The organism is Coprococcus sp. AF16-5 (assembly GCF_003479365.1).
GTDB classification, from domain to species: domain Bacteria; phylum Bacillota; class Clostridia; order Lachnospirales; family Lachnospiraceae; genus Coprococcus; species Coprococcus aceti.
The window spans coordinates 48,718-68,179 of record NZ_QUGZ01000003.1 but is presented as its reverse complement, the minus strand read 5'-3'; the positions used below and the strand labels follow the sequence as shown (position 1 = coordinate 68,179).

19 protein-coding genes are annotated in these 19,462 nt (G+C 44.8%); all 19 read left to right on the top strand.

Annotation, left to right across the window (positions count from 1 at the left end):
* Positions 1 to 64: 64 nt before the first annotated feature.
* Positions 65 to 1,072: a LacI family DNA-binding transcriptional regulator gene (locus DWW70_RS08865; protein ID WP_243002923.1), complete on the top strand. Its 1,008-nt coding sequence runs from the start codon at positions 65 to 67 to the stop codon at positions 1,070 to 1,072.
* A gap of 148 nt (positions 1,073 to 1,220) precedes the next feature.
* Complete coding sequence (locus tag DWW70_RS08860) at positions 1,221 to 2,162, top strand: DUF3137 domain-containing protein (RefSeq protein WP_117874580.1); 942 nt, start codon at positions 1,221 to 1,223, stop codon at positions 2,160 to 2,162.
* A 125-nt stretch (positions 2,163 to 2,287) separates the two neighbouring features.
* Positions 2,288 to 2,524, top strand: a complete 237-nt coding sequence (locus tag DWW70_RS08855) for a hypothetical protein (RefSeq protein WP_147360144.1) — start codon at positions 2,288 to 2,290, stop codon at positions 2,522 to 2,524.
* Positions 2,525 to 2,597: 73 nt separating this feature from the next.
* Positions 2,598 to 4,004, top strand: coding sequence for an amidophosphoribosyltransferase (locus DWW70_RS08850; RefSeq protein ID WP_117874582.1), 1,407 nt, complete (start codon positions 2,598 to 2,600; stop codon positions 4,002 to 4,004).
* A gap of 90 nt (positions 4,005 to 4,094) precedes the next feature.
* A complete protein-coding gene (locus tag DWW70_RS08845; protein ID WP_118649698.1) occupies positions 4,095 to 5,321 on the top strand; it encodes an ATP-binding protein in 1,227 nt (408 codons plus the stop codon).
* 160 nt (positions 5,322 to 5,481) lie between these two features.
* Positions 5,482 to 6,150, top strand: coding sequence for a response regulator transcription factor (locus DWW70_RS08840; protein WP_015533818.1), 669 nt, complete (start codon positions 5,482 to 5,484; stop codon positions 6,148 to 6,150).
* Positions 6,144 to 7,541, top strand: a complete 1,398-nt coding sequence (locus DWW70_RS08835) for a sensor histidine kinase (RefSeq protein ID WP_118649697.1) — start codon at positions 6,144 to 6,146, stop codon at positions 7,539 to 7,541. Before DWW70_RS08840 ends, DWW70_RS08835 begins: the two co-directional genes overlap by 7 nt.
* A gap of 101 nt (positions 7,542 to 7,642) precedes the next feature.
* Positions 7,643 to 9,064 (top strand): SLC13 family permease, encoded by a 1,422-nt coding sequence (locus tag DWW70_RS08830; RefSeq protein WP_055273732.1) that lies wholly within the window; start codon positions 7,643 to 7,645, stop codon positions 9,062 to 9,064.
* 31 nt (positions 9,065 to 9,095) lie between these two features.
* Positions 9,096 to 10,685 carry an MBOAT family O-acyltransferase gene (locus tag DWW70_RS08825; RefSeq protein ID WP_118649696.1) on the top strand — a complete coding sequence of 530 codons (1,590 nt, stop codon included), beginning with the start codon at positions 9,096 to 9,098 and terminating at the stop codon, positions 10,683 to 10,685.
* A gap of 17 nt (positions 10,686 to 10,702) precedes the next feature.
* Positions 10,703 to 11,767 carry a hypothetical protein gene (locus DWW70_RS08820; protein ID WP_117874586.1) on the top strand — a complete coding sequence of 355 codons (1,065 nt, stop codon included), beginning with the start codon at positions 10,703 to 10,705 and terminating at the stop codon, positions 11,765 to 11,767.
* Entirely contained in the window at positions 11,767 to 13,242 is a 1,476-nt protein-coding gene (locus DWW70_RS08815; protein WP_118649695.1) for a class I adenylate-forming enzyme family protein, read from the top strand. Before DWW70_RS08820 ends, DWW70_RS08815 begins: the two co-directional genes overlap by 1 nt.
* Positions 13,243 to 13,281: 39 nt before the next feature.
* The gene (locus tag DWW70_RS08810; protein ID WP_015533823.1) at positions 13,282 to 13,503 is read left to right on the top strand and encodes a phosphopantetheine attachment site; all 222 of its coding nucleotides are present in this window, start codon (positions 13,282 to 13,284) and stop codon (positions 13,501 to 13,503) included.
* 201 nt (positions 13,504 to 13,704) lie between these two features.
* Positions 13,705 to 13,923 (top strand): cation transporter, encoded by a 219-nt coding sequence (locus tag DWW70_RS08805; protein WP_055146474.1) that lies wholly within the window; start codon positions 13,705 to 13,707, stop codon positions 13,921 to 13,923.
* A gap of 108 nt (positions 13,924 to 14,031) precedes the next feature.
* Positions 14,032 to 15,945 (top strand): heavy metal translocating P-type ATPase, encoded by a 1,914-nt coding sequence (locus DWW70_RS08800; RefSeq protein WP_117874588.1) that lies wholly within the window; start codon positions 14,032 to 14,034, stop codon positions 15,943 to 15,945.
* Between the two features lie 11 nt (positions 15,946 to 15,956).
* Positions 15,957 to 16,322, top strand: a complete 366-nt coding sequence (locus tag DWW70_RS08795; RefSeq protein WP_022216672.1) for an ArsR/SmtB family transcription factor — start codon at positions 15,957 to 15,959, stop codon at positions 16,320 to 16,322.
* A 185-nt stretch (positions 16,323 to 16,507) separates the two neighbouring features.
* Positions 16,508 to 16,879 (top strand): GntR family transcriptional regulator, encoded by a 372-nt coding sequence (locus DWW70_RS08790; protein WP_022058324.1) that lies wholly within the window; start codon positions 16,508 to 16,510, stop codon positions 16,877 to 16,879.
* Positions 16,880 to 16,964: 85 nt separating this feature from the next.
* Entirely contained in the window at positions 16,965 to 17,882 is a 918-nt protein-coding gene (locus DWW70_RS08785) for an ATP-binding cassette domain-containing protein (RefSeq protein WP_243017701.1), read from the top strand.
* 41 nt (positions 17,883 to 17,923) lie between these two features.
* A complete protein-coding gene (locus DWW70_RS08780; RefSeq protein ID WP_118649693.1) occupies positions 17,924 to 18,577 on the top strand; it encodes a hypothetical protein in 654 nt (217 codons plus the stop codon).
* 94 nt (positions 18,578 to 18,671) lie between these two features.
* Positions 18,672 to 19,331 carry a hypothetical protein gene (locus DWW70_RS08775; RefSeq protein WP_118649692.1) on the top strand — a complete coding sequence of 220 codons (660 nt, stop codon included), beginning with the start codon at positions 18,672 to 18,674 and terminating at the stop codon, positions 19,329 to 19,331.
* Positions 19,332 to 19,462 lie beyond the last annotated feature (131 nt).

Here is a 19,462-nt window from a genome sequence, read left to right as displayed (position 1 = left end):
TTGACCTCCACATATTGGGATAATATAATTATTGGGAATAAAAGAGAAAAGTGGGATACAGCTTATGACAATAAAGGATATTGCACGTATATCAGGTTATGGTATCGGAACCGTGTCCAGGGTGATCAACAATCAGACCGGAGTCAGCGATGCAGCCAGAGAGAAGATACTCAGGGTTATAGAGGAAAACGGCTTTGAGCCGAACGTCAACGCAAAGCTCCTCAAAATGTCAGCGAAATCGGCGGTGGTTGTCATCATAAAAGGAAACCAGAATATGTTGTTTGCGGATATAGTAGAGCGGATACAGAACCTGCTTGCTGGATATGATGAGGATGTCATAGTGGAGTACATAGACGAGGATGGTGACGAGATCGAGTATGCCATCAAACTCACTCATAGCGTGAATCCGAAGGGAATCATGTTTTTGGGTGCCAATCTTGCACTTTTTGATGAGCGTGTGAAAGAGTTTGAGATCCCGGGAGTCATAATCACGACCGGCGGAGAGATTCTTGCAAATGACAACATATCCTCCATAACGATAGATGACACGGCAGCGACATACGATATGACAAGGTATCTTCTTGAAAAAGGCCACAGGCGCATCGGAGTCATAGGAGGGCAAGTGTCCGAGAAACAGATAAGTTTCAATAGATATGAAGGCTGCAAGAGGGCTATAGATGAGTGGCAGCATGATGACCGGGCGGAGTTTACATATATTCCGTGCAGGTATTCTATGAAGGCAGGTTATGAGGCCACGAAGCGTCTCTTGGAGGAACAGCCGGAGGTTACAGCAATCATGGCTCTCAGTGATACGATAGCGATCGGCGTCATGAGAGCGGCTGCTGATCTGGGCAAACATATTCCGGAGGAGCTGTCAGTTACTGGATTTGATGGAATAGAGCTGGCAGGATACTGTGTACCAAGACTTACAACAATAAAACAGAATACAGAGATCATGGCATCGAGAAGTGTTGACATCATGCTCAAGCATATAAATTATGCAGCAGATGGTGAACATGAGATAGTGCCATATTCCCTGATAGAGGGAGAAAGCGTTAAGAGCATCGGCTAGGATTCAGGGAAAATCTTTTTAATTAAGTTTGAATTCGTCTTATACTGGTATATTATATATCGGTATAGGGCGATTTTTTTATGAGATAAAAGTTCGGTAAGGCGCTGAGATTCGTATAGAGTATTTATCACAGTTTGGAGATGAGAAGATGGATCAGAATATAGAATCGAAAATATTAGAAAAACGCAAACTATGTAAAGTGCTTAAGGTGTTTAAGATTGTTTCTTTTATAGGAATATTTGCGCCATTTGTTGCGTTTATGGTGGTATCTAGAAATGGCTATGAATTAGACTCTGCTTGGCTGCTGATTCCGGCTTTGTTTGTAGGCGGATTTTTCCTGTTCTCATATATGGAGACAAATAAACTTAAAGACCTCAAGGAACTCATGGGACAGTATGTTGTACGGAGTGTCCTTGGAGAGCGCTTGCATGTGATTGAATACATGCCAAATGGATATACAAATGAGGCATTTTTACATAATTGTCCGATTCTTCCTTCATTTAATAATATGGATGGTTCTGACTTTATACATGGAATATACAGGGGAGTAGAATTTACATTCAGTGATCTCACACTCAGAACGGAAACAAAGGGTTCACCGGACGGTGAGTTTCCTGGCGATAATGTTGTTAATTTTAAAGGCCAGCTCATAATGGCTACTTCCCACAAGAATGTTAATGGTTTTGTACAGATCCAGGAGAGAATTAGTCCAAGAATGAAAAACGAAAAGAAAAGTGGCATATTATCAAGAGTATTGGGTTCTGAGAATTCACGTAACAGTTTTATGACGGGCAACGCGTCATTTGATAACAGGTTCGATATATATGCCTCTGACAGCCAGCTTGCTTTGAGGGTATTGACGCCACAGCTTATGCAGGGACTTATGGGACTTGAAGGATTTATGGAGATACAGATCGCTGGCAATATGGTGGCAGTAGCGATAAAGAATGACAGAGATTTATTTGAACTTAGTAACAATGGCAGGGATAATGGTGACATGGAGGAGTATCGTCAGAAATTTAGGGATGAACTTTCCGATATTTTGAAAGTTATTGATGTCTTTGGTATGAATACAGATCTTTTTCAGTAGTTGGTTAAATGATAGAAGGTTTATATACAGTGAGAATGTGTTAAATGTAGGAAATAACCGGAAAGATCATAGGATACGATACCCTGACCGGCAGGACAAAATTGCCGGGATATGCACAACCCACAGTGGAATATATCGATCCATACAGCGGTGAGCCGGATTCTTATATGGTAAATCAGGAGATAAACAGAAAGAAACATTCTATCGGTAGCGAGTATAAACTTTTATACTCTAGGGAAAAGAGAACGGCCTATGAGAAGAAGTCAAACAAGGTGTACAGAGAGATGGAGGTTTGCTTTTTCGGACTGGCTGTGCTGATCTTCATTGCGGGGATAGTGAAGTTGGCGATGAAGGTATTGTAATCACCGCCGATACTATGCTAATATAGATATGTTTGCGAAAATGACAAATTTTTATCACTTCAGGAGGAAAACAATGGGTGGATTTTTTGGAGTAGCGGCAAAAGATGACTGTGTGTTTGATCTGTTCTTTGGAATAGACTATCATTCACATCTTGGAACAAGACGCGGAGGCATGACAGTGTATGGAGATAAGGGATTTGACAGATCCATACACAATATCGAGAATGCTCCATTTAGAACAAAGTTCGACAAAGATATGCAGAACATGAAGGGCTATTTTGGAATAGGATGTATATCCGATTATGAGCCACAGCCACTCATAGTGCGTTCACATCACGGAACATATGCTCTGACAACTGTCAGCAAGATCAACAATGTTGACGAGATATCCAAGGAGATATTTGATCAGGGACATTCACATTTCCTTGAGATGAGCGGAGGGGATATCAACAGCACAGAGCTTGTGGCAGCCCTCATCAACCAGAAGGATAATCTGATAGATGGAATAAGATATGCGCTGGAGAAGATAGATGGTTCTCTGTCACTCCTGCTCATGAACCAGAATGGAATATATGCAGCCAGGGATATGTATGGAAGAACTCCTGTGGTCATAGGCAAGAAAGATGGTGCATTCTGTGCGTCATTTGAGAACTTTGCCTACAAGAACCTTGGCTATCATGACTATAAAGAACTCGGTCCTGGTGAGGTTGTTGTACTCACACCGTCAAACTGCGTGACGCTTGTGCAGCCGGGCAAGGACATGAAGATCTGTACCTTCCTGTGGGTATACTATGGTTACCCTGCAAGTTCATACGAGGGTATGAGTGTAGAGCAGATGAGATACAACTGCGGAGCCAGCATGGCAAAGAGAGATAACGTTAAGCCTGATATCGTAGCCGGAGTTCCGGATTCAGGAACAGCGCATGCAGTCGGCTATGCCAATGAATCAGGAATACCTTTCTCAAGACCATTCATCAAGTACACACCGACATGGCCACGTTCATTTATGCCGACCATACAGAGCCAGCGTAACCTCATCGCGAAGATGAAGCTTCTGGCAGTTGAGGATCTTATAAAGGATAAGAGCCTTCTGCTCATAGACGATTCCATCGTGCGTGGAACACAGCTCAGAGAGACAACCGAGTATCTGTTTGACAGCGGTGCCAAGGAAGTGCACATCAGACCTGCATGTCCACCACTTGTATACGGATGTAAATACCTTAACTTCTCAAGATCATCATCAGAGATGGATCTTATAACAAGAAGAGTTATCGAGAGACTTGAGAACGGCAACGTGACAGACGAGGTACTTCAGGAGTACACAGATCCTGATTCAGAGAAGTATGAGAAAATGGTTGATGAGATCTGCAAGGAGCTGCATTTCACATCACTCAGATTCAACAGACTTGATGATATGCTTGAGGCATGCGGAGTTGAGAAGTGCAAGCTTTGTACATACTGCTGGGATGGTAAGGAGTAAGCTGCGGATGACGGCGATGCCATATGCAGCAGACAGTAGCATATATAAAAATAGCTTATTTGTAATACTAAGAAAAATGGTGACAGGGATATGGCATTAGAAAACTCAAAAGAAACTTCAAATGAAATCACAATAGAAGAGATACAGGAACTGGATAAGGATTCATATCTGATAGTTGACATCAGGGATGAAGTTGAGATATCCCACGGAGCAATCCCGGGTGCGATGGCAGTCCAGACGGACAAGCTGATGCCGGAGAATCTGGCGGAGACAGCCAGTGAGATATTCCCGGTTGAGAAATATATGCCCGGGGACAACTCAAAGGGAAAGAAACTCATAATCTGCTGCACCCACGGAACCAACAGCATTCCGCTGGCGGAGAGACTTACGGAGCTGGGATACGATGCGGTGAGCCTCAAAGGCGGATATATATCATGGCTGCTCTACACCATGGGCAAGCAGGAACAGACTGATATATGTGCCGACGTTGAGAAGAGCCTCCGCAAGAAGTTCCACAAGAAGATATGGTGCAACTTCACAAAGGCCATCAACAGATATGAGCTGGTGAAGGAGGGCGACAGGATAGCCGTATGTATATCGGGCGGCAAGGATTCCTTCCTCATGGCAAAGTGTTTTCAGGAGCTGAAAAGGCACAACAAGTTCCCATTTGAGCTCAAGTTCATAGTTATGGATCCGGGTTACAGCCCGGCAAACCGCAAGGTCATAGAGGATAATGCCAGGATGCTGAACATCCCTATCCAGATATTTGAGTCTGATATATTTGATTCAGTGTATAACGTAGAGAAGTCGCCGTGTTATCTCTGTGCAAGAATGAGACGAGGCCATCTGTACAGCTATGCGAAGGAGCTTGGCTGTAACAAGATAGCTCTTGGACACCACTACGATGATGTCATAGAGACCATACTCATGGGTATGCTCTATGGAGCGCAGATGCAGACCATGATGCCGAAGCTCCACAGCACCAATTTTGAGGGAATGGAACTAATCAGACCTCTCTATATGGTGAGAGAGGACGACATCAAGGCGTGGAGAGATTACAACGAGCTTCATTTCATACAGTGCGCATGTAAGTTCACTGACACATGCACAACATGTAACAATGAGGAGACGAAGTCCAAGCGTCAGGAGATCAAGCAGCTTATAGCGACACTCAAGAAGACAAATCCGTTTGTGGAGGGCAACATATTCAAGAGTGTGGAGAATGTCAATATCGATACCCTTATAGAGTACAAGCAGGGAGGCGTGAGACACAGCTTTCTTGATACCTACGATGAGAAGAGCGGTAAGACAGAATAGATAAAAACAGCATTTGAGAGCCGTTATTTACATTTGGCAGATGTAAGTGACGGCTTTTAATGTTATTTTCATAAAAGCATGGCAATATATATCTGTTCAGCGATCGTGCAGCGATATACTGTAGTGGCCAACAGATGAAAATGACAGGGAGGATGGATGTATGCGTGTACTTGTAGTTGAGGATGAGAAGGATCTGAACAGCATAATATGCAGTAAGCTGGTCAAAGAGGGCTATAATGTGGATGCCTGTTATGACGGACAGGCGGCACTTGATTATATGGAAGCGGAGAATTACGACGGGGCGATCATGGATATAATGATCCCGAACAAGGACGGAATAACAGTCCTGCGCGAGATGAGAAATGCGGGGATACAGGTTCCTGTGCTTTTCCTCACGGCCAAGACGGAGACACAGGATATAGTCAGGGGACTGGATGCCGGAGCCAGCGATTATATGACAAAGCCATTTGAGTTCTCGGAGCTTATGGCAAGACTCAGGGTCATGCTGAGAACCCAGAATCCGGTAAATGAGAATGTGATAACCTGTGGTTCACTGGTGGTCGACATGAACAACAGACAGGCGATCAGGGATGGAAAGGTAATTGATCTCACGGTCAGGGAGTATGCTATCCTTGAGTACCTAGCCAGAAACAGAAATGTGGTAGTAACTAGGGAACAGATACGGGTGAACATCTGGAACATAGATGACGATGTCAATTCAAATGTGATAGATGTGTATATCCGTTATCTGAGAAGGAAGATAGACGATAATTATGAGGAGAAGCTGATCCATACTATAAGAGGTGTCGGCTATAAACTGGAATGTTAAAGAGAAAAATATCATTTGTAACATACACTATTATAATTACAGCGCTTATTCTGGTGGTGGGTATATCTTGTCTGCTGGTCATCCAGAACAATCTTATGAAGGATGATATGAACCTGATGGCTTATAAGAAGCTGACACAGGAGGTAGCCCAGATCAGACGATACATAGTGTATGATTCACAGAAGAAGCCACATATAGATGATGGATTTTACGACCGTGAAGACGATCCGGACAGTAATGAGCAGATATATGTGTTCCTTCAGGGAAATGACGGCGAGATCCTTGACGGCGAGGTGCCTGAGGAATATGCGGATAATCCGGATATAAGCATAAGAGATCTTATGCTTATAGATGCAGGGAAGGTCAAGTATTTTGCGGTCGTCAGGCAGGGAAGAACAGACAAAGAGCCGCTGAAGAAGACTTCTAAATACAAGATCTGTGTCATGGTATCCGTCAGGGATATAGAGAGCAATTACAGTGAACTGTTATATAAATCATACTGTGTTATTGGAATCGTGCTGATAGCATTTGTGATATATGCATTTGCTTTGAGGAAACTGATAGCAGTTCCAATGGGAAGCCTGAACCGTTCGATAGATAAGAGCGTGGACAATCTTGATTTTACAGAGAATCTGGAGTATGACGGTCCGTTCAAAGAGCTTGATATGCTGACCGATGCGAATAACAACCTGTACAGAAAAGTCCATCAGGAGCTTGAGAGACAGGCTGAGTTCAATGCAAATGTATCCCATGAGCTGAGAACACCTGTAGCAGTCATGCATGCACAGTGTCAGCTTTCCAGGGAGATCGCGGAGAAGAATGGCGATGAGGAGATGCTTGAGAGCATAGAGGTATTCGAGAGACAGACCTCACGTATGAAGGGGCTCATAGAACAGCTTCTTCAGATGTCGGTCATGGACAATGAAAACGCAGTCATAGCGGTTGAGGATGTAGATCTGCTGGATGTGGTGGAGTCTGTGTGCGATGATGTGGAGTACATCTGTAAGAAGAATCTTAAGTTTACCTACGACCTGAAGCCAACGATGGTCAAAGCGAATATGAACCATATAGTTATCGTCGTGAACAATTTGATGTCAAATGCGGTGAAGTACAGCAATGATGGAGGTAGTATCCATGTGTCCTGCGGTGTGAAAAATGACAGCTATTTTATCTCGGTCAGGGATGAGGGCCGGGGAATGGATAAGAGCACAAAGGAAAAGATATTTGAGAGTTTTTACAGAGGTGAGCCAGACAGAAGTGCGGAGGGTTTTGGCCTGGGTCTGTCACAGGTAATGCAGATCGCCAGATATTACGGCGGAATCGTGGATGTTGACAGTGAGCCCGGAAAAGGAAGCCTGTTTACATTTAAAATCCCGGTAAATGCAGAATAATGTCTGTGGATTTTAATATATATTAATTTTTTTAATGAAAGATTAATCTTAAATGTGTATAATTTAAAATCAGTGTTTTATTGAAAATAGGAGCTATATTTATGAAAGAACGAAAGAGAATAGTACATTTACTGATCGGCCCATTGTTATTCGGGCTGTTTACGGCACTTTTGCCACACGGAGTATTCACGACATTTGAGTCAAGAGCAGCGATAGGAACCATCATGTGGATGGCGTACTGGTGGGTAACAGGCCCGGTGGACTATGCGGTAACTGCATTCCTCCCGATAGCCTTAAATGCGATATTTCAGATGACTGACATGTCGGCGGTCATTTCCAACTACGCAGACGAGACGATACTGCTTCTTCTGGGAGCTTCCATCATAAGCGTGATGTGGGAGAATACCGGGCTTGACAAGAGGATAGCCATTACATTCCTGAGACTTATCGGCAGCAGTTTGAGGATACAGCTTGTGTTCTGGTTTGTGTTGTCTGCAGTTCTGTCAGCGGTGCTTCCAAATGCAGTGGTATGTGCGACGATCACACCTATAGCGATCGCCATGCTCAAGTATATAGGAATGGACGACATCAAGACAAACAAGACTGCATCAAAGATACTTCTCACGATAGCATATGCAACCGGACTCGGTGGTCTGGCATCGCCGCTCGGAGGTGCGATGAATCTTGTGACGGTCGAATATATACAGCAGATAACAGGCGAGGAGTACATGTACTCTTCATGGGTCGTAAGATTCCTGCCTATCATGCTCATACTTGTGCTTGTAAATATCCTGTTCATGATCCGTGATGTGAAGAAGACAGAGATGCTTGGCGGTTCAAGGGAATACTTTGTAGCAAAATACAAGGAGCTTCCTCCTATGAGCTACGAGGAGAAGATAGCACTTGTGTTATTTGTTCTTGCCACGGTGCTTGCATTTACCAGACAGCTCTACCAGAGCATACTTCCGGGACTCAAGCCGGCGTATGTATTTATCATATGCGCCATAGTATCATTCCTTCTCACCAACAAGAACGGAGAGCGTATTATGGTGTGGAAGAATGTTCAGGGTAAGATCATCTGGGGACTTATGTATATATTTGCCGGTGGACTTGCCGCCGGAACACTCATCAACAAATCCGGTGCTGCAGAGGCACTTGGTGAGTGTATATCAAAGCTTGATATGAAGGGCGGATTTATCACAGTGTTCGTGATACTTGCCGTTACACTTCTCATGTCGGATGTGACATCTAACACAGCCACGGCTGCGGTAGCCATGCCGCTGGTAATATCCATCACACAGGGCTGCGGACTCAATCCGATACCGTACATATATGTGGCATCTGTGGGAGTCAACCTGTCATACATGCTTCCGACATCCATCAGGGCGATACCGGTTGGATACGGCCTGTCGCCAAAGTATATGTTCAAAGAGGGCTGGAAGATAACTCTGCTGGTTCTGGCGGTCATGTCAGTAGTATGTGCGCTGCTGTTAAAATACTGGCCGGCGTTTAGCAGTGTATAAATAATTTTTACTTGTAGAAGAGGGAGAGGACATGTCAGTAGTAACTTATACATTTATAGTTTTTTTATTGTGTACAATAGTGCTATACTACATAGTTCCAAAGAAGATACAGTGGGTGATACTGCTCCTTGCGAGTCTTGTGTTCTACGGATATGCCGGGATAGAGTATTTGTTTCTGGTCATTGCCACGGCTGTTGTCGTTTATCTGTTCTCACTGAGGCTGCAGAAGAGTCTGGACGAGCAGGAGGAGCTGGCAAAGGATGCGGACAGAAGAACCGCACGAAAGATCAAGGCTGCTGAGAAGGCGAAGAGAAAGAAGTTCCTTGTGTGGGCACTTGTCATAGTTATCGGTGTTCTGGCGGTGTTCAAGGCATTTGGCTTTGTGCTCGACAATATAAAGAGATTCATACCATACGACGGATTGCAGAGCATTCCTGACTGGAATCTCATAGCACCTTTGGGAATATCATTTTACTCATTCATGATGATCTCATATCTCGTGGATCTGTATAACGGACGAATATCAGCGCAGAAGAATTTCTTCAGATACCTGTCATATGTGCTTTATTTCCCACATGTTACCCAGGGACCTATAGCCAGATATGAGGAAGTAGGACATCAGCTCTGGGAGGAGCACAGCTTCAATATGGACACTATCATGAGAGGTGTCTGGCTCATGCTTTGGGGATTTGTGAAGAAGATCGTTATAGCTGACAGGATAGGAGCTTTTACAACAGAGATATTTGGGCATACATTTGATTATCATGGCGGAATATTCCTGGCAGTGGGAATCGCATATTCCATCCAGATATACTGCGATTTCTCAGGATGTATGGACATAGTAAGGGGCACTTCAGAGTGCTTCGGCATCGTTCTGGGAGAGAACTTCAGAAGACCATACTTTTCACAGACACTTCCTGAGTTCTGGAGAAGATGGCATTTGTCACTGGGTGCATTCTTCAGAGAATATGTATTCTACCCGGTGTCAACATCAAAGCTGTTCCTCAAGCTCAATGTCAAGATAAGAGATCACCTAGGAAATGTGATAGGAAAGGTATTTGCAGCGAGCATACCTATCCTGTGTGTGTGGGTGCTGACCGGTCTCTGGCACGGCGCAAAGTGGAATTATATAGCATGGGGCTTGTATCACGGAGTGCTGATATGCATGTCGACACTTTTTGAGGAACCGCTGGCAAAGCTTACAAAGGCGCTCAGGATAAAGACTGACTGCATAAGCTGGGAGATATTCAGAATGCTCAGGACATTCATCCTCTGTGTCATCGGACGTCTTATATTTATGGGACAGGGAATCCGAAGCTCGATCTGGATGATCCGTTCCATGGTTTTTGATCACTCAAGGGTGTATAATATTGTGGATGAATTTTCACTTTCAGGAAGAGAGTGGAGAGTTTTGATATTTGGATGCCTTCTCCTTCTTGCTGTGTCCATCGCGCAGGAGATCATGGAGAGAAGAGGCAACACAGGCGATGTCAGAGAATGGCTTGCAAAGCAGAACATAGTATTCAAATGGCTGGTCATGGCAGCAGGTCTGGCATTCATTGCCATTTGCGGAGTATACGGCTCCGGTGCGGGCGCGTCATTTATATATGAACAGTTCTGATGAGAAGGGAGAAAGATATGCCAGCGTGGATAAAATATACAATATCAGTATTTTCGATATGTACAGTGCTTTTCCTTGGCTTGAACAAGGCGGGAGAACTGGCGAGACCACAGGATTTTGACTCTGATGTGTGGACAAACTACTATGCGGAGGAGGATAACACCATCAATACGGTGCTCATCGGCTCCAGCTCGATGTACAGATACTGGATACCGACCCAGGCGTATGAGGAGCAGGGGTACACATCAATGCTCATAGGTACTGCGGCTCAGGATATAAGACTTGCGCCGTATCTCATGGAGGAGGCTGCCAAGACCCAGGATCTGGATCTGTTTGTGGTTGAGGTCAGAAGTATTATCATACGAGGCGATGTCACAAAGATAAAGGATGAGCATTACAATTATCGTATGGAAGTCATGACATCGGGCATGAGACCATCATCGACGAAGTTTGAGATGATACAGAAGTATTACAGAGCGGACGAGAAGTCCAAGTTCGAGCTCATGTTCCCTATTCTGAAGTATCACGATAATCTGCTGACATTTGACAGACAGGTGCTTATAGACAGACTCAATCAGGGAACGGACGAGTTCAAGACGGGCAGGCAGAGGGCGAAGATCACGAAGATCAAGGAGCCTGTGTTTGAGTCTGACGGACAGCTTCATCTGTCGGATGAGACACTCGGATATATAGATGACATAGAGGCAAAGGCAGAGGAGCTCGGAGTTAAGGTTCTGCTGGTTGCGACACCTTACTACCCATCAAGGGGTCAGGCATCCAAGCAGCTTCAGCTTGACGAGTACATAGCCTCAAAGGGATATGATTATCTGAACATGAACAATGTTCTTGATGAACTGAATCTGGATTATTCAACAGATTTCTACAACAGCAAGCATGTAAATATTGCGGGTGCCAAGAAGGTTACCACATATCTTGCACAATATATAGAGGACAATTACGGCCTGCAGAGTAAGCTTACAGATGAGCAGAAGCAGAGCTGGACTGATGCCTGTGATGCCTGGGCAGATGAGGAATGCAGTCTCATGGCAGAATGGGAGAAGTACAAGAAGGAGAACGAATAATGTATAAGCAGACGGTATTACATTATATTCAGGAGTATGCCCAGACGCAGCCGGACACTCTGGCGGTGTGTGAGCTAAGAAAGACAGTCACATACGCAGAGTATTGGAGCAATATAAGAAAGACTGCACACGCTTTGCGGGATATGGGCATATGCAGGGGCGATCATGTAATGATCAGATGCACACAGAACATAGATTATCTGACAGTGTTCACTGCACTGCAGTACATGCAGGTGCTTGTCGTGCCGATAGAGAAATCCACATCCGCAGAGAGGGCAGTTGAGATAGGCCAGAGAGTTGACGCGGCATGTCTCATATCAGACAAGCCTGTGGATGGAATAAAGTGTATAAGCCAGAAGGAAATAATAACCAGGATGAAGGATGAGAGCGAGGCAGAGCTTGAGCTTCCGGGTGAGGAGGACAGATCGATGCTGCTCTTCACAACGGGAACTACTGGATCTTCAAAGGGCGTTGTCATGCACCACAGAGGTGATGTGGGAATAGCCGGCAATGTCATCGAGGGAACAGCCATGAAGAAGGGCAATGTGGAGATAATACCAATGCCTCTCAACCATTCATTTGGAATAAGAAGATACCAGTCAGACATGGTAAATGGCGGCACAGTATGTCTGATGGACGGAATGGTATTTATCGGAACGCTGTGGAAGCTCATAGAGAAATACGGAGTGACATCCATGGCGATATCACCGGCATCACTCGGAATGATATTCCATTTGTCGGATGACAGGATCGCGGATTATGCAGATCAGCTTGATTATATACAGATAGGCTCAGCACCTCTTGCCGAGTCAGACAAGGAGAAGCTGCTCAGATTGCTTCCACATACAAGACTGTATAATTTTTATGGTTCATCTGAAGCCGGATGCGCATGCATACTGGAGTTCAGTGGCAATGGCAACAAGACAGGATGTATAGGAAGACCTACCGTGAACTCGGTCGTAAGATTCTCTGACGACGAGGGTAACGTTGTTACAAATGGCAGCCCGGAGTCACCGGCACTTCTGTCCTGGGGCGGTTCTATAGTCATGGAAGGCTATTACAATGACCCTGAACTCACTGCTGAGACCATTGTGGATGGATATGTTAGGACAAAGGATCTGGCATATCTGGATGAGGATGGCGACTGCATACTTGTAGGCAGGGCCGATGATGTGATAAACTATGGTGGAAGCAAGATATCTCCTGCAGAGATAGAAGACCTTGCACTTGGATATGAGTATATAGATGATGTGGCTTACACTTCAATCAAAGACCCGATCACCGGAGAGCTTCCGGTCATACTGGTCGTGCAGAAGGATGGCTATGAGGAAGCTGATTTTGAAGGCTTTCTTGCTGACAGACTTGAGAGCTATAAGCTTCCAAGAAAGTATATCTATGTTGAAAGTATACCAAAGACGTTCAAGGGTTCAGTTCTGCGAAAGGAAGTAAGAAAGCTTGCAGAGCAGAACGTATAGATGGTTTGCAGAGAAGATCATACAAAGGAGAATTGAACAATGAAAGAATTTATTGAGATGCTCAAGAAGATCAAGCCAAATGTTGATTTTGAAAATGAAGAGGCACTCGTTGACGATGGAATCCTGGAGTCACTCGATATCATCTCTATCATTTCAGAGATAGCAGATAAGTACGGAGTTGTCATCCCAAGTGATGAGATCATACCTGATAACTTCAACTCAGCAATCGCTCTCTATGAGCTTGTGGAGGATCTGAAGTAGGATCTGAAACATGATCTGAAAGTGGAATCAGATATATCTGGAACAAAAACCTGTGTATATGTTATATACACAGGTTTTTTTAAATGCACAGATGTTCATATAAATAAATTTTAAAAAGAATAGCATTTTACTGTTGACATATAATTAAATACATGTTTAAATGTTCATAGATTCAATGAGAACAATGAAAAGGAGATAACTATTATGAAGAAGTATAAGATTGAAGTTGATTGTGCAAACTGTGCAGCAAAGATGGAGGAGGCTACAAAGAAGGTAGCAGGTGTTAAGGATGCAACTGTAGCATTCATGGCACAGAAGATGAGCGTTGAGTTCGACGACGGAGCTGACGAGGCTGAGGTTATGAAGAACGTACTTAAGGCTTGTAAGAAGGTTGAGCCTGACTGCGAGATCTTTATGTAACCAAAGGCGGTTATGCATGTGCATGCTGACTGCCGGATTATGGTATAGCAGGTTGTTTAGTCACGGCTAACTGTGAAAGATCTGTGCTCTATCAGATAGGAGGATGTTATGACAAAGAAACAGAAAAAAGTGCTCAAAAGAATTATAATATCGGCGGTTCTTCTGGTTGCCATGGCTGTCACATTCACAGTTCTTGAAAAGACCGGAACTGTAGATCTTGAAAATCCGTCGATCATGTGGAGATGTATAGAGATCGTGGCGTACCTGATTCCATATCTCATCATCGGTTACGATATACTTAAGAAGGCGTTTCTCGGAATCATACACGGAGAAGTATTTGACGAGAATTTCCTCATGGCTATAGCCACTGTAGGTGCCATGGTGCTCGGTGAGTACAAGGAGGCATCAGCGGTTATGCTGTTCTACCAGATAGGCGAGCTGTTCCAGAGCTACGCCGTAGGCAAGAGCAGGAAGAATATCACAGCACTCATGGATATCCGTCCGGATTATGCCAACATAGAGAAGGATGGCAAGCTGGAACAGGTTGATCCGGATGACGTTCAGATCGGAACAGTCATAGTTGTACAGCCGGGCGAGAAGGTGCCTATCGATGGTAAGGTTGTGGAGGGCTCATCCTCACTCAACACAAGTGCCCTCACAGGTGAGAGCGTACCTAGAGAGGTTCATGTCGGCGATGAGATCATCAGTGGATGTGTCAACCTCACAGGACTTATAAAGATCGAGACATCCAAGGAATTTGGAGAGTCAACTGTATCAAAGATCCTTGATCTCGTTGAGAACTCAAGTATGAAGAAGTCCAGATCAGAGAACTTCATCACAAGATTTGCAAAGTATTATACACCGGCTGTATGTATAGCGGCACTTGCGCTTGCAGTGCTTCCGCCATTGGTAAACATTATCATGGGTAATCCTGCAGCATGGTCCAAGTGGATCATCAGAGCACTGACAACACTTGTTATAAGCTGTCCATGTGCACTGGTAATATCCATTCCACTGAGCTTCTTTGGAGGAATCGGCGGAGCTTCGGCAAAGGGTATTCTGGTCAAGGGTTCCAACTATCTTGAGGCTCTCTCATACACAAAGTATGTCGTGTGCGATAAGACAGGAACACTCACAAAGGGTGTGTTCCAGGTTACAGAGATACATCCTGAGGGAGGAATGAGCGAAGCTGATCTTCTTGAAAAGGCAGCGCTGGTCGAGAGCTATTCCAACCATCCTATCAGCAAGAGCCTGAAGGAGGCATATGGCAAGGAAATCGACAACAACAGGGTCACAGACGCAAAGGAGATCAGCGGACACGGTGTGTCAGCGGTTGTTGATGGTCATGAGGTTGCCGCAGGAAATGTCAAACTCATGAAGCAGATGAACATACAGGCAGCGGTTCCTACATCGGTTGGAACAGAGATACATGTTGTCGTGGATGGAAAGTATGCAGGATATATTCTCATATCAGATGTTGTCAAGCCAAATGCAAAGGAGGCTATAAGTGGTCTCAAGGCAGCAGGCGTGGAGAAGGTAGTCATGCTCACAGGTGATGCGAAGAAGGTTGCAGATGCAGTCGGAAGCGAGCTTGGCGTGGATGAGGTGAGAAGTGAACTTCTCCCTGGAGACAAGGTGGATGAGGTCGAGAAGCTCATCGCAGCCAAGGGAGAGAAGGAGAAGCTTGCATTTGTCGGAGATGGAATCAATGACGCCCCTGTACTTTCGAGAGCAGATATAGGAATCGCCATGGGAGCCCTTGGTTCCGATGCAGCTATCGAAGCTGCGGATATCGTGCTCATGGATGATGATCCTGCAAAGATAGCGACAGCCATGAAGATATCCAAGAAGACACTCAGGATCGTACACCAGAACATAGTATTTGCACTTGTGATCAAGTTTGCATGCCTTGCACTGGGCGCAGTTGGATTTGTCAACATGTGGTGGGCAATATTTGCAGATGTAGGAGTTATGATCCTTGCGGTATTAAATGCGACAAGAGCACTGAGCTTCAAAGAATAGGAGGAGACCGCATGGGAGAGATACATTTGCCGCATTGTCACTGCGACAATGAGAACAAGATCATAAAATGCATGCCGTCTGTGGAAGATTGTAGCAGCATGGCAGATATATTCAAACAGCTCAGCGATGGCACAAGGCTAAGGATACTCTGGATGCTGTGCCACCTCGAGGAATGTGTCAGCAACATAGCGGCGGCCATGGAGATGAGTGATCCGGCCGTATCGCACCACCTGAAGCAGCTCAAGGGCAGCGGCCTGATCGTGAGCCGCAGAGAGGGCAAGGAGGTATATTACAAGCTGGCAGACACGGAGACAGCCAGACTTGTACACAAGGTGTGTGAGGAGATGTTCCAGATAACATGCCCGCTTGAACAATAGAATAATATGACAGATAAATCCCCGCCGGTACCGAACAGATCAGTGCCGGCGGGGATTTTTTGCGTGGACAAGGAGATGAAGATATTATTATTTTAGGGTTTAGAGTAAAAAGTTGTTGACACATATCTGTGCATAGTGTATATATAACATATAAACAGTTGAGAACAGTTTAAGGAGGTGTACATATGAGACTTTCTCAGAACTCAGGAGTGCCTATATATCAGCAGATAGCAGACAGCTTCAAGTCGGACATTCTGGCGGGCAAATATGCCCAGGGCGAATATCTGCCGTCTATCAGGGGGCTGGCACGGGATCTGAAGATAAGTGTTATCACCACCATGAAAGCTTATGAGCTGCTGGAGCAGGAGGGGCTGGTCACCGCTGAACAGGGCAAGGGCTTTTATGTGAATGCACAGGACAGTGAGATGCTGATAGAGCAGCATCTTCGAAAGGTAGAGGCATCTTTGACGGAGGCCATAGCTGCGGCACGTATTGCGGGGTTGTCGGACGATGAGCTCAAGAACATGCTTGATGCTCTGCTGATGGTACAGGACTGACGATTTGACAGGCAGAGGACAAAGTGGACAGAGAATAGGGAAAAAGAAAGACGTGAAGAGAGTTTAAGGTTTAATGGAGGATTGGATGATGAATTATGACTGCGCTGTAAAAGGGGAGAATATTTCCAAAAAGTTTAAGACATTTACACTGGATATACCTGATTTGAGGGTGCCAAAGGGATTTGCGACAGCACTCATCGGAGAAAATGGAGCGGGAAAGACGACACTTCTCAATATGCTTTCAGGAATAAGGCTTGATTACAAAGGTGAGCTGACTTTCTTTGACAAGTATTCATCGGAGGAAAAGGAGAGAAGGGCGGATGTAAAGAACAGGATAGGCTATACGGGAACAGGCAGATATTACCTTCCACAGTGGACTGTATCTGATGTGGAGGAGATAAGCAGTCTGCTCTTTGACAATTTTGACAGGGACGAGTTCGAAAGATATTGCCGAGAACTTGCGATATTTCCTGATTCCCCGGACGGTGTTGCTCTGAAGAAAAAGTGTTCAGCACTCTCTGATGGAACCAGAACTAAGCTGATGCTTGCCGGGGTTATGGCGAGGGATACAGATCTGTTGCTGCTCGATGAGCCGGCATCGCCTCTTGATCCTCTTATGCGAGACAAGCTGTGTCAGATGATCGGCGATTATATAAGCGACGGAGCGGGGGAGAAGAGTGTATTGTTCTCAACACACAATATATCCGATATGGAGAGTATCACTGATTATGCGATCATCATGGAACATGGAAATGTGGTCGAGTGCGGATTTGTGGAGGATCTGAAGGAAAAGTACATACTGATAAAGGGAGATGCCCAGGATGCGGAGACGGCATCAAAGATCCTTTATACCATGACTAAGAATCCATATGGTTTTGAGGGAATCTGTCTTGCAGAGAATCTGGACAAGCTTGCCGGCATGAATGTGAGCAAGGAGATACCATCGCTGTTTCAGATAAGTGTGGCGGTCATGAAGAATAATACAAAAATGGTATTAAAGTAAAAACAGCTTAGAGTGTTTCACGTATTTATAGGAGCGTAATTATGAGGATGATAAAGGATTACAGAGCCATTACGAATGGAAAATACCGGCTAGTGTGTAATGTGTTGATACCGATCATACTGGGGGTGATACTGGCATTGATCGATATAGGAGTGAGAAAATATTATGTAACAGCGGTCATGCTCGGTGTGGGAGCGGCGCTCATGACTGCGATCGAGGTTATGGCTGATTATTGGGGATTCGGTGCAATATGTGTGAAGGGCTGCCTTGGAATGGATTATCTGAAGACGTCAACAAAGGGGAAAGCCATGTTACGGAATGCGCTTACGGCGGATCTGCTTGTCCGACCGGTGAGGATCGCGATATGCATGGTGATAGTGGCCGTACCATATGGAATTATGGTGGGTAACCCGGTAAGACTGCTTTGCCTGTCGATACTGCTCACAGCAGATATTTCCGTGTGGGTGCTGAACATTACGAGATATGTCCAGAATGTTCAGGTCATGAGTCTGCTGTCCATGCTGTCATCAGGAGCATCGGGAGCTGCGGTTATATATATAACGATATCTTCGGGATTGCAGAAGTTTACATGGCTCATAGTTGCAGCACTGGCGGTATTGCTGCCGGTTGGAATATATGTGACGCGCAGACATATGTACCACAAGGTTGAGGCGTCTTATCTGGATATAGATTAACAGATTGTTGTTCAAGGCCGGAAACGGCTTAGACTATCCGCCCCGCCTGCCGGCGGGAGGAATGATATATATATTAGACAAGGAGGATTAAGGGATGAAAGATTTGATACTTGGTTTTAAACTTCTCAGATATGGATATAAGTTAAAGACAAATGTGATGATGCTTATTTTGTTCACTGCAATAGGGTTTGCGGTCGAACTGTCATCACATGGAACGAATATGCTGGGTGGTTTCTACTTTATGCTTACTGGAATGTTTGCCTATCAGATGATAATATATATGAATGCATCGGATTATGTGCAGTCAAGCGCGATGAAGAGAAAGCTGGAAGTGGGAATGCCAGTGATCGTCAGCACAGTTGTGTATCTTGTACTTTTCACAATACTTGTTGCGGAGAAATATATACTTATCAGAATGTATCCGGAGAATACAGAAAACTATCAGGATACATTGTTTATGATCATATTTATATTGTTCGGAGCTATGATATTCTGCGGTGTATGTTACAAATATTTTGTGGCAAGCTTTATTGTGTTTATGTTGGTGATAATAACCTGCATGTCGACAATCAGTTCCTGGCTGTGTCACCATCATATATCAGAGGTTATAAGCCTTGGGCTTGTAAAACTTGCTGTCCTTGGATATGCGGCCATCCTTTTGGGTGGTGTTATAGAGTATTTGATCAGTTCACTTCTCTACAGAAAACAGTTGTCAGAGTATGCAATGAGCGGACTCAGCAAGAGCATGAAGTAAATGAAAATACAACTAAACTTAATAAAATAGACGGAACAGAGCCGGTTGCGGATTGTGCAGGATTGCCGAAGAGAGGGCGGTCACAGCAGAAGATTTGTAACCGGCTCTATTGCTATTATCAGGTGAGTGGA